11 protein-coding genes are annotated in these 10,881 nt (G+C 70.4%); 3 read left to right on the top strand and 8 right to left on the bottom strand.

Annotation, left to right across the window (positions count from 1 at the left end; all coding sequences use genetic code 11):
• Positions 1 to 1,007 (top strand): adenylate/guanylate cyclase domain-containing protein (locus A5706_RS21390; protein ID WP_156767264.1); only part of this gene is annotated, 1,007 nt, incomplete at its 5' end.
• Here A5706_RS21390 and topA read toward each other — a convergent pair.
• The 3 genes from topA to cspA form a co-directional block, all read right to left on the bottom strand.
• A complete protein-coding gene (topA, locus tag A5706_RS21385) occupies positions 1,004 to 3,793 on the bottom strand; it encodes a type I DNA topoisomerase (protein WP_068134954.1) in 2,790 nt (929 codons plus the stop codon). The two genes, A5706_RS21390 and topA, sit on opposite strands and share 4 nt — an antisense overlap.
• A 195-nt stretch (positions 3,794 to 3,988) precedes the next feature.
• Positions 3,989 to 4,588, bottom strand: a complete 600-nt coding sequence (locus tag A5706_RS21380) for a hypothetical protein (RefSeq protein ID WP_068134945.1) — start codon at positions 4,586 to 4,588, stop codon at positions 3,989 to 3,991.
• A 125-nt stretch (positions 4,589 to 4,713) separates the two neighbouring features.
• Positions 4,714 to 4,917: a cold shock protein CspA gene (gene cspA / locus A5706_RS21375; RefSeq protein WP_007166602.1), complete on the bottom strand. Its 204-nt coding sequence runs from the start codon at positions 4,915 to 4,917 to the stop codon at positions 4,714 to 4,716.
• A gap of 258 nt (positions 4,918 to 5,175) precedes the next feature.
• On the opposite strand from cspA, the gene A5706_RS21370 reads away from it, so the two are divergent.
• Together A5706_RS21370 and A5706_RS21365 are read left to right on the top strand one after the other, a co-directional pair.
• A complete protein-coding gene (locus tag A5706_RS21370) occupies positions 5,176 to 7,494 on the top strand; it encodes a DEAD/DEAH box helicase (RefSeq protein ID WP_068134943.1) in 2,319 nt (772 codons plus the stop codon).
• 307 nt (positions 7,495 to 7,801) lie between these two features.
• Positions 7,802 to 8,839: a PAS domain-containing protein gene (locus A5706_RS21365; RefSeq protein ID WP_068134941.1), complete on the top strand. Its 1,038-nt coding sequence runs from the start codon at positions 7,802 to 7,804 to the stop codon at positions 8,837 to 8,839.
• Here A5706_RS21365 and A5706_RS34475 read toward each other — a convergent pair.
• The 5 genes from A5706_RS34475 to A5706_RS21340 form a co-directional block, all read right to left on the bottom strand.
• Positions 8,836 to 9,132 (bottom strand): Rv3654c family TadE-like protein, encoded by a 297-nt coding sequence (locus tag A5706_RS34475; protein WP_068134939.1) that lies wholly within the window; start codon positions 9,130 to 9,132, stop codon positions 8,836 to 8,838. The two genes, A5706_RS21365 and A5706_RS34475, sit on opposite strands and share 4 nt — an antisense overlap.
• Positions 9,133 to 9,163: 31 nt before the next feature.
• Positions 9,164 to 9,466, bottom strand: a complete 303-nt coding sequence (locus A5706_RS34470; RefSeq protein ID WP_231985371.1) for a TadE family type IV pilus minor pilin — start codon at positions 9,464 to 9,466, stop codon at positions 9,164 to 9,166.
• Positions 9,467 to 9,489: 23 nt separating this feature from the next.
• Entirely contained in the window at positions 9,490 to 9,690 is a 201-nt protein-coding gene (locus tag A5706_RS21350) for a DUF4244 domain-containing protein (RefSeq protein WP_068134937.1), read from the bottom strand.
• A gap of 18 nt (positions 9,691 to 9,708) precedes the next feature.
• The gene (locus tag A5706_RS21345; RefSeq protein WP_156767263.1) at positions 9,709 to 10,287 is read right to left on the bottom strand and encodes a type II secretion system F family protein; all 579 of its coding nucleotides are present in this window, start codon (positions 10,285 to 10,287) and stop codon (positions 9,709 to 9,711) included.
• On the bottom strand, positions 10,284 to 10,881 hold a 598-nt coding region (locus A5706_RS21340; RefSeq protein ID WP_068134934.1), incomplete at its 5' end, for a type II secretion system F family protein. The genes A5706_RS21345 and A5706_RS21340, both read right to left, overlap by 4 nt.

Here is a 10,881-nt window from a genome sequence, read left to right as displayed (position 1 = left end):
GGTCCTGCAGCTGGATGCTGTCCACCGCGGTGCCGCTGTTGGCGATCGTGCTGGCGGTGGTGGCCGACAAGGCCTCGCTGCTGCACGCGACGCCCGAGAAGCTGTTCAACCCGATCCTGTTGCTGGCGTTGGCGGCGCTGGGCATCGGGCTGGTCAGCACGCTGCTGGTGGCCATGTCGATCGCCGACCCGCTGCGCCAGCTGCGCTGGGCGTTATCTGAGGTGCAGCGCGGAAACTACAACGCGCACATGCAGATCTACGACGCCAGCGAGCTGGGCCTGCTGCAGGCCGGCTTCAACGACATGGTGCGTGACCTGTCCGAGCGGCAGCGGCTGCGCGACCTGTTCGGCCGCTACGTCGGCGAGGACGTGGCCCGCCGGGCTCTGGAGCGCGGCACCGAATTGGGCGGCCAGGAGCGCGACGTCGCGGTGCTGTTCGTGGACCTGGTCGGCTCCACCAAGCTGGCCGCCACCCGGCCGCCGGCCGAGGTCGTCCACCTGCTCAACGAGTTCTTCCGGGTGGTGGTCGACACCGTCGGCAAGCACGGCGGGTTCGTCAACAAGTTCCAGGGCGACGCGGCGCTGGCCATCTTCGGGGCGCCCATCGAGCACCCCGACTCCTCCGGCGGCGCGCTCGCCGCCGCGCGCGAGCTGCACGACGAGCTCCTCCCGGTGATCGGTTACGCCGAGTTCGGGATCGGGGTGTCGGCCGGCCGGGCCATCGCCGGCCACATCGGCGCGCAGGCCCGCTTCGAGTACACGGTGATCGGCGACCCGGTCAACGAGGCCGCGCGGCTCACCGAGCTGGCCAAGCTGGAGGCCGGGCACGTGCTCGCGTCGGCGATCGCGGTCAGCGGCGCGTTGGACGCCGAAGCGTTGTGCTGGGACGTGGGCGAGGTCGTCGAGTTGCGCGGCCGCGCGGCACCGACTCAGCTGGCCCGGCCGGTGAAGCTGGCCACGCCGGAAGACGTTGTGGAAGAAGAGGTCTCGAGCGACGTGCGCGGCTAGCGCTTGGTCGCCCGCTTCGCCGGGGCCTTGCGGGCGGACTTCTTCGCGGGCCGCTTGGCCGGGCCGCGGGCCCGCCGGTCGGCCAGCAGCTCGGCGGCGCGCTCGTCGGTGATCGACAGCACGTCGTCGCCCTTGCGCAGGCTGGCGTTGGTCTCGCCGTCGGTGACGTACGGGCCGAAGCGGCCGTCCTTGATCACCATCGGCTTGCCCGACGCCGGGTCGGTGCCCAGCTCGCGCAGTGGCGGCGCCGAAGCGCCTTGCCTGCCACGGCGTTTGGGTTCGGCGTAGATCTTCAGCGCCTCTTCGAGCGTGATGTCGAAGATCTGGTCCTCGGTCGCCAGCGAGCGAGAGTCGTTGCCCCGCTTGAGGTATGGGCCGTAGCGCCCGTTCTGTGCGGTGATCGGCTCGCCGGATTCCGGGTCGGTGCCGACCACCCGGGGCAGGGACAGCAGCTTCAGCGCGTCCTCGAGGGTGACCGTCTGCAGGTCCATGCTGCGCAGCAGCGAGCCGGTGCGGGGTTTCGGGCCGGTGGGCTTTTTGCCCTTCTTCGCGGGGGCACCCCCCTCGTCCTCGTCGGGCTGCGAGGGCAGGACCTCGGTCACATACGGCCCGTACCGGCCGTCCTTGGCGACGATCTCGTGACCGGTTTCCGGATCGATCCCCAGGACGCGGCCCTCCTGCGGGGTGGCGAAGAGCTCCTCGGCCACCTCCAGCGTCAGCTCGTCGGGGGTCAGCGAGTCGTTGAGGTTGGCCCGCTGCGGGGTGGGCTCGCCGTCCTCGCCCGTCACGATGCGTTCCAGGTAGGGGCCGTTCTTGCCCACGCGGACGTAGACGGGCCGGCCCTCCGCGTCGTCAAAGACCTTGATGGAGTTGACTTCTCGCGCGTCGATGCCCTCGAGGTTGACGCCGACGAGCTTCTTCAGGCCACCGGAGCGGGCTATCGACTCCGGCACGCCGTGATCACCGCCGAAGTAGAAGTTGTTGAGCCACGTGGTGCGCTGCTCGTTGCCCGACGCGATCGCGTCGAGCTCGTCTTCCATCGCCGCGGTGAACCCGTAGTCGACCAGCCGGCCGAAGTGCTGCTCCAGCAGGCCGGTGACGGCGAACGCGACCCACGAGGGCACCAGGGCGCTGCCCTTCTTGTACACGTAGCCGCGGTCCTGAATGGTCTTGATGATCGAGGAGTACGTCGACGGCCGGCCGATGCCCAGCTCCTCGAGCGCCTTGACCAGCGAGGCCTCGGTGTAGCGGGCGGGCGGGTTGGTGGCGTGGCCGTCGGGGGTGAGCTCGAGGGCCTCCAGCCGCTGCCCCTCGGTCAGGCGGGGCAGCCGCCGCTCGGCGTCGTCGGCCTCGCCGCCGGCCAGCTCGTCGACCGTTTCCACGTAGGCCTTGAGGAAGCCGGCGAACGTGATGGTCCGCCCGGTCGCGGAGAAAATCACGTCACGTTCTTTAGACCTGCCGCCGATCCGCAGGCTCAGCGTGGTGCCGCGCGCGTCGGACATCTGCGAGGCCACCGTGCGCTGCCAGATCAGCTCGTAGAGCCGGAACTCGTCGCCGTCGAGCTCGCGCCGCACCGCGTCGGGGGTCGCGAAGGTTTCCCCGGCGGGCCGGATCGCCTCGTGCGCCTCCTGGGCGTTCTTGACCTTGCGGGTGTACTGGCGCGGCGACGGCGAGACGTACTCCTCGCCGTAGAGCTGGCGCGCCTGGTTGCGCGCCGCGTTGATCGCCGACTGCGACAGCGTCGTCGAGTCGGTGCGCATATAAGTGATGTAGCCGTTCTCATAGAGGCGCTGCGCGATGCTCATCGTGCGCTCGGAGGAGAACCGCAACTTGCGGCCGGCCTCCTGCTGCAGCGTCGACGTCATGAACGGCGCGTACGGGCGACGGGTGTAGGGCTTCTCCTCGACCGAGGTCACCGACAGCTGCGCGCCCCGCAGCCCGGTGGCCAGCTCCGTCGCGGCGGCCTCGTCCAGGATCACGACCTCATCGGCCTTGCGGAGCTGGCCCAGCGAGTCGAAGTCGCGGCCGGTGGCGACGCGCAGGCCGTCCACGCCCGACAGCCGCGCGGTGAAGGTGGGCGGCTGGGCCTGCGGGTCGGAGACGCTGGCGTCCAGCTGGGCGACGATGTCCCAGTACGACGCGCTGCGGAACGCCATGCGGTCGCGCTCGCGCTGCACGATGATGCGGGTGGCCACCGACTGCACGCGGCCGGCCGACAGCTTGGGCGCCACCTTCTTCCACAGCACCGGGCTGACCTCGTAGCCGTACAGCCGGTCCAGGATGCGGCGCGTCTCCTGCGCGTCGACCAGGTCGATGTCCAGGTCGCGGGGGTTTTCGGCGGCCTCCAGGATCGCCGGTTCGGTGATCTCGTGGAACACCATCCGCTTGACCGGGATGTTCGGCTTGAGAGTCTCCAGCAGGTGCCAGGCGATGGCCTCGCCCTCGCGGTCACCATCCGTGGCCAGGTAGAGCTCGTCGACGTCCTTGAGCAGGCCCTTCAGCTCGCTGACCGTGCTCTTCTTCTCCGGGCTGATGATGTAGAGCGGCTCGAAGTCGGCGTCGACGTTGACTCCGAGCCTGGCCCACGGCTCGGACTTGAACTTCGCGGGCACGTCGGCCGCCGCGCGGGGCAGGTCGCGGATGTGGCCTCGGGAGGATTCGACGATGTAGCTGGAACCCAGGTAGCCGGCCAGTTTGCGCGCCTTCGTCGGCGACTCGACGATCACGAGTCGCCTACGGATCCCATTTCCGCCGCTGACGCGGTCCTTTAGCTTCGGGTCAGCCAACTGCGCTTACGCTCCATCTCTTATCTCGGCCCCCCTTGCGAGACCGCCCTGCAGGAAGAATGACAGGCCAGCGTCCGAAATTCCGGTGAAATCAGGCGCGGCAGCGTTCCTTCGCTTGCAGGGCACCTGACAATTTCGCACCCTCGGGCGGGCCTGCGCAAACCGGCCTGCCCAAAAAGGGGTCCTAATGCCCGGCTAGACCCGCGGCCACAGCGGCAACGCCTCGGCGGGGTCCGGCGGTTCCCCCACGTTCTCTACCAGGCGCGATAGCCTGCGACGGCCGCTGATGCGCAGCGCCGGCCGGCCGCCGCGCGTGCCGATCAGGGTGGGCGCGATTCCGACGCGCATCAGCGCCGACGCCAGCGGGGAATGGGTGTCGGGCGCGTGCGGATCCAGCCCGAGCAGATAGTGCTCGCCCTCCGGGTTGCCGGCCGCCAGCGTCCAGGCCCGCAGCTCCCGCGGCCCCGGCAGCCACCGCGGGGGCACCGTCTTGACCGCGCCGCGGGTCCATTCGGCGGCCAGCGTGACCAACGCGGGGGTCACGGCAGTCCTCACCAGGGGGGTGTCCTCGTCGGTGCGGCCGATCTCGGGCGCCAGGCCCGCCTCGCGGATCATGTCGGCGAGCGCACTGGCCCGCCACGGCTGGTCCACGACGACCGAGAGCCGCGCGCCCTGCACCTCGCCCTTGGACGGGGCGCCGACCACGACGATCTGACCGGAGCACGCCAGCACCCCCGAGAGATCGGCGACCGCGGGCGGCACCGACTCCGCTGTGAAGAAGGAAAGCTGGCTCACGCCAACGACAGTAGGCCAGGTCGGCCGTCCACGCCTTCAGGCGCTCTAAACGGAAAGCGAAAACCCCCCGGCGAGTTCCGCTGGGCGGAGTTGCGCGGGGGGTTTCCTCGGAGAAGCTGCTCGTCTCAGACGGAGCGGACTCCGGTGGCCTGGGGGCCCTTAGGGCTGTGGCCGATCTCGAACTCGACCTTCTGGTTTTCTTCAAGGGTGCGGAAGCCCGAACCCTGGATCTCCGTGTAGTGGACAAAAACATCTGCGGAACCGTCTTCGGGCGCAATGAACCCGAAGCCCTTCTCCGCGTTGAACCACTTCACAGTTCCCTGTGGCATCTCTCGATCTTTCCTTTTCTTATGGGTGCGGGGCACCGCCTTTCGATGCCCCGGGCCAGCTGCGACCGCCATGCCTCGCGTAGTCGCCGGAACTTCACCCGACCGATAACCTCGCAGGAACCGCGGCCGCAACGTTGTTCCTGCGAAAGTTTTACACGAACACAGAAGCTGCGACCGCAATCAGTCAACCATGTTCGTCGCGTCCGCGACAGACTTGCGTCTTAACGGATTCTTAGTCGGATGCTTGGAGGGTGCCACGTGGCGAGTTTCGGCGCCGACCTGCTGGCCGTCGCGCTCGCCGGAACGGCGGCGGGTGAGCGTCCGCTGCGGCATGTCGCCGAGCTGCCCGCGCGCACCGGCCGGCCGCACGGCTGGCCGGAGTGGGCCGAGCCCGACGTCGTGCGCGCGTTCGCCGAGCGGGGCGTAGAGGCGCCGTGGTCACACCAGTTCCAGGCCGCCGAACTGGCCCACGCCGGACGCCATGTGGTGATCAGCACCGGCACCGCGTCGGGCAAGTCGTTGGCCTATCAGCTTCCCGTCCTCAACGCACTGGCGACGGACCCGCGGGCCCGGGTGCTCTACCTGTCGCCGACCAAGGCGCTGGGCCACGACCAGTTGCGCACCGCGCACGCGCTGACCGCGGCCGTTCCCCGGCTGCGTGACGTCGCGCCCACCGCCTACGACGGCGACAGCCCCGCCGAGGTGCGACGCTTCGCGCGCGAACGCTCGCGATGGCTGTTTTCCAACCCGGACATGATCCATCTGTCGATCCTGCGCAACCATGCCCGCTGGGCCGTGCTGTTGCGCGGCCTTCGCTTCGTGATCGTCGACGAATGCCATTACTACCGTGGGGTTTTCGGCTCGAATGTGGCGATGGTCCTGCGCCGGCTACTGCGGCTGTGCGAGCGCTACTCCGCTAACCCGACCGTCGTCTTCGCCAGCGCGACCACCGATTCGCCGGGCGCGACGGCCGCCGAGCTCATCGGCCGTCCGGTCGCGGAGGTGACCGAGGACGGTTCGCCGCAGGGCGCGCGGACCGTGGCGCTGTGGGAGCCCGCGTTGCGGGCCGACCTGACCGGCGAGAACGGTGCGCCGGTGCGCCGGTCCGCCGGCGCCGAGGCGGCGCGGGTGATGGCCGACTTGATCGCCGAGGGTGCGCAGACGCTGACATTCGTCCGGTCGCGCCGCGCCGCCGAATTGACCGCCCTGGGCGCGCGGGCGCGGCTCGAGGACGTCGCCCCGGACCTGTCGTCGAAGGTGGCGTCGTATCGGGCCGGCTATCTCGCCGAGGACCGCACCGCGCTGGAGCGTGCCCTGGCCGAGGGGCGGCTGCGCGGCCTGGCCACCACGAACGCGCTGGAGCTCGGCGTCGACATCGCCGGGCTGGACGCGGTGGTGCTCGCCGGATTTCCGGGGACGGTCGCCTCGTTCTGGCAGCAGGCCGGGCGGTCGGGCCGACGGGGCCAGGGCGCCCTGGTCGTGCTGATCGCCCGCGACGACCCACTGGACACCTACCTGGTCCACCACCCGGCCGCGCTGCTGGACAAGCCGGTCGAGCGGGTCGTCATCGATCCCGCCAACCCCTATATCCTGGGTCCCCAACTCCTTTGCGCCGCAACTGAAATGCCGCTGGACGAGACCGAGATCCGGGAGTTCGGCGCCGTCGAGGTGGCCCAGGGCCTGGTGGACGACGGGCTGCTGCGGCGGCGCAACGCGAAGTACTTCCCCGCGGCCGGGATACAACCGCACGGGGCGGTGGACATCCGCGGCTCGGCCGGCGGCCAGATCGTCATCGTCGAGGCCGACACCGGGCGGTTGCTGGGCAGCACCGGCGTGGATCGGGCCCCGGCCACCGTGCATCCCGGGGCGGTGTATCTGCATCAGGGCGAGACCTATGTCGTCGACTCCCTGGACATTGAGGACGGGATCGCGTTCGTGCACGCCGAGGATCCCGGCTATGCGACGTTCGCGCGCGAACTCACCGACATCGTGGTCACCGGCAGCGGCGAGCGGTCGGCCTTCGGGCCGGTCACCCTGGGTTTGGTGCCGGTCCGGGTCACCCACCGGGTGGTGGGCTACCTGCGTCGCCGGTTGTCCGGGGAGGTGATCGACTTCATCGAACTCGACATGCCCGAACACGTGCTGCCCACCACCGCCGCCATGTACACGATCGCGCCGGATGCCTTGATGCGCAACGGCATTGAGGCCCCTCGTGTCCCCGGGTCGCTGCACGCCGCCGAGCACGCGGCGATCGGCCTGCTGCCCCTGGTGGCCAGCTGCGACCGCGATGACATCGGCGGCCTCTCCACCGCGATCGGTCCCGACGGGCTGCCGACCGTCTTCGTCTACGACGGCTACCCGGGCGGGGCGGGATTCGCCGAGCGCGGCTTCCGCCGGGCCCGCACCTGGCTGGGCGCGACGGCCGCGGCGATCGAGGCGTGCGAATGCCCGAGCGGATGCCCGTCGTGCGTCCAGTCCCCCAAATGCGGCAATGGCAACGACCCACTGGACAAGGCAGGCGCCGTGACGGTGTTGCGTTTAGTGCTCGCGCAGTTAAGTGGCAAACACGCCGAGTAGTAGAGCCGGAGGGGACGCCGGCGACGCGACGCGATGCCGAGCAGTGGCGCCGGGCAGCTACAAGAGACGGCAGCGTACGAAGTCAGACGGCGATTTATGGCAGCCAACACCGGGACGGCGACCGACCCCTCAACGGTCGACCTCCACGAACATGCGTCGTGATGGGCGCCATTCCTCACTGCTGAAGAAACTTCAACGTACCACCGCGCGGGGCGACCAACGGGCGAAAACGCGATCCGTTCACAATCAAGACGGCACGGTCCGGCACCAGCACAGACGGCCGTCCGCACCGCCGTAAAATGCGCCCATGGCCCACGACTGGTTGCTCGTGGAGACGTTGGGCGGCGAACCCGCCGTCGTCGCGCAGGGTCGCCAACTCAAAAACCTCATCCCGATCACGACGTTCCTGCGCCGCAGCCCGCATCTCGCGGCCGTCCGGACCGCGATCGCCGAGTCGGTGCAGACCGGCCAGAGCCTGACCAGCATCACCACCAAGCGCGACCGCGTCATCCGCACGGAGCCGGTGGTGATGTCCGACGGCCAGATCCACGGGGTGCACGTGTGGACCGGGCCGGCCGACGCAGAACCGTCCGAACGGCCGATCCCGGGCCCGCTGAAGTGGGACCTCACCCTCGGCGTGGCCACCGATACCCGGCAATCGCTGACCAACAGCGGCAAGAATCCCGACGTCGAGGTGACCTTCGGCCGCGCCTTCGCCGAAGACCTTCCCTCGCGGGAGCTCAACCCGAACGAGACCAAGGTGCTCGCGATGGCGGTTCGGGCCAAGCCCGACCAAACAATCTGCAGCACTTGGGATGTCACCGATTGGCAGGGCAATCCCATCCGGATCGGCTTCGTCGCCCGCACCGCCGTGGAGCCAGGGCCGGACGGCCGCGACCACCTGATCGCCCGGGCGATGAACTGGCGCTCGGTACTCAAGGGCCCGATGGTGTCCACGGACGATCTCGCGCAACGGATCCTCAACGGGCTGGCCCAGGCCGGAGTCCACCGGGCGCTCGTCGACCTGGACAGCTGGGCGCTGCTCAAATGGCTCGACGAGCCGTGCCCGTTCTACGACTGGCGCGGGAGCAAGACGGACCGGCCGAAGGTCCATCCGGACGACGAGCACCTGAAGTCCTCCATGACAAAGGAATTCGTCGATGGCCCGACGAGCCGGGTGCTGCGCATGCGGGGCCACGACGACGACTGGGTGCCCGTGCACGTCACGGTCAACAGGGTGGAACTCGAACCAGAGACGTTCGCCGGACTGGTCGCGCTGCGGTTGCCGACCGACGAGGAAGTCTCCGCCGCGGGGCTCCCGACGAAACCGGGCGAGACGGCCTAGCCTGTGCCGACGGGCCCCGCCCGCGCGGCGGCCCGCGCCGTGCCGGCGAACGCGACACGGACCTCGACGGTCACGACGACGTCGAGGTCGTCGACCGCACACCGCGCGTCGTCGACCCGCATCCCGCGCGCCACCACCGTCGCGCGGGCGCACGCGGCCGCAGTCCCGGAGGGAAGCCCGGCCGCCGCGGCCAAGGCGGCCAGGTCCGCCGCGGTCTGCGCCCGGTGACGCGCCACCACCACGGAGCCGACATACGCGCCCGTCCCGGCGACCAAGAGCAGCACCCCCACCATCGCGGCGGCGAGTACCGTCGCTGCGCCGCGATCATCGGCTTGGCTCGGCCGCCGAGATAGCTCGGGCGGCAATGTCCAGCGAGGGCAACAGTTTCGAGTGCGCCACCACGGTGGCCACCAGGAAATCGCCGTCGCGGCGCACCTGGACCCGCGACCCCACGGGCGCGATCCGGCGGGCGGCCTCGAGGGCCGAACCCTCGTCGCCGCGCGCGGCCAGCCGGGCCGCCTCGCGGGCGGCATCGACGCAGCGCACCTGCATCGACACCGCGGTGACCCCGGCCAGGCACAGCACCAACACCACGACCAGCGTGGCGATCGCCAGCGCCGCCTCCACGGTGCTCGCGCCCGCACAGCTCGCTAGACCTTGGTGTTGAGCGCGCGACCGATGATGTTCGTCAGCGCCGAAACAATCGAGTCGCCGGTGACCACGGTGTAGAGGATCGCGCCGAACGCGGCCGCGGCGATCGTGCCGATGGCGTATTCGACCGTAGACATCCCCGACTCGTCGGTCGCCAGCACGGCCACCCGCGCCAGGAGCGCGCGAAACTTGTTGACCATCAATGCCTTCCCTTCCTTTCACAGCAGGCCCGATTGCAAGACGTCACCGGCCAGCCCCGCGACCACCGGGACGATGCCCAGGCAGACGAACGCCGGCAAGAAACAGAGCCCGAGCGGCCCGGCGATCAGCACCCCGGCCCGCTCGGCGGCCGCGGTCGCCGCGTGCGCGGCCTCGTGACGGGATTGATCGGCCAACTCGGCGACCCCGCGGGCCAGCGCCGCGCCCGACGCGGCCGAACGCCGCGCCAGCCGCAGCAGGGCGTCGATCTGCGGATCGACCGACCCGGTCGGCGGAACCGCCCATGCCACAGCGGGATCGGCGCCCAGCGCCAACATGTCCGCGGCCCGGCGCAACACCCCGGCCAGCCTCGGCGGTGCGGACGGGGCGGTCGCGGCCGCTGCCGTCGAGACCGCCATGCCGGCTTCCAGGCATACGGCCAGTACGTCGAGGCTGGAGGCGACCGCAAGCGGGTCCGGGCCGCGGCGCGGCGACCTCCCCCGAAATTGGCCGCGAGCCCGGATTCCGGCACGCGCCCGGACCGCCGAGGGGCCGGGGCCGATCCACAGCGCAGCGGCGAGCAGCAGTGCGGTAGTCATGCGCCGACCCGATCCGTGATGCGGTCCGACCACAGCAACCCCCCACAGGACAGCATCGAACCGATCACCAGCAGCCAGCCCCCGGCGTGCCCGCCCAGCAGAAAGCTCAGCGGTCGCGCCCCGATCAATTGACCCAACAACACACCGAGCGCCGGCAGGGCCGCCAGTATCGTCGCCGTGGCACGCGCCCCGGCCATGCCCGAGGCCACCCGAGCCGAAAAGCGTTGCCGCTCGGCGATATCGCGCTGGGCGGCGCGCATCAGGGTGGTGATCGCCAGCCCCTGGTCGCTGGCCAGCTGCCAGCACACCGCGAGCCGATCCCACTGCGCGGGCAGCGTCGACGATCCCGCCGCGGCCCGCAGCCCGGCCGTGACGTCCGCGCCCAATCGGGCCCGCGCCGCAACCGCCCGCAACGACGTGCCGACCGCCCCGATGGTTTCAATGGTTTCCGTGGTTTCCGTGGCGGCGACATGGAACGCGTGCACCGGGTGCGCGCCCACCCGCAGCTCGCCGACCAGCACGTCGAGGGCGGTTTCCAGGGCCCGGCCCTCGTCCAGGGCCCGGCGGATCCGGCGGCGACGTCGGTAACGCACG

This window comes from Mycobacterium sp. E796 (assembly GCF_001672815.1).
GTDB lineage: Bacteria > Actinomycetota > Actinomycetes > Mycobacteriales > Mycobacteriaceae > Mycobacterium.
This window is presented reverse-complemented; position numbering and strand designations above follow the sequence as displayed.

Bases quoted from the DNA above. Each gene is read 5' to 3' on its own strand.
- cspA (WP_007166602.1), bottom strand. From the start codon at position 4,917: ATGCCACAGGGAACTGTGAAGTGGTTCAACGCGGAGAAGGGCTTCGGG.
- A5706_RS21365 (WP_068134941.1), top strand. From the start codon at position 7,802: ATGGCCCACGACTGGTTGCTCGTGGAGACGTTGGGCGGCGAACCCGCC.
- A5706_RS34475 (WP_068134939.1), bottom strand. From the start codon at position 9,132: ATGGTGGGGGTGCTGCTCTTGGTCGCCGGGACGGGCGCGTATGTCGGC.
- A5706_RS21350 (WP_068134937.1), bottom strand. From the start codon at position 9,690: ATGGTCAACAAGTTTCGCGCGCTCCTGGCGCGGGTGGCCGTGCTGGCG.
- A5706_RS21345 (WP_156767263.1), bottom strand. From the start codon at position 10,287: ATGACTACCGCACTGCTGCTCGCCGCTGCGCTGTGGATCGGCCCCGGC.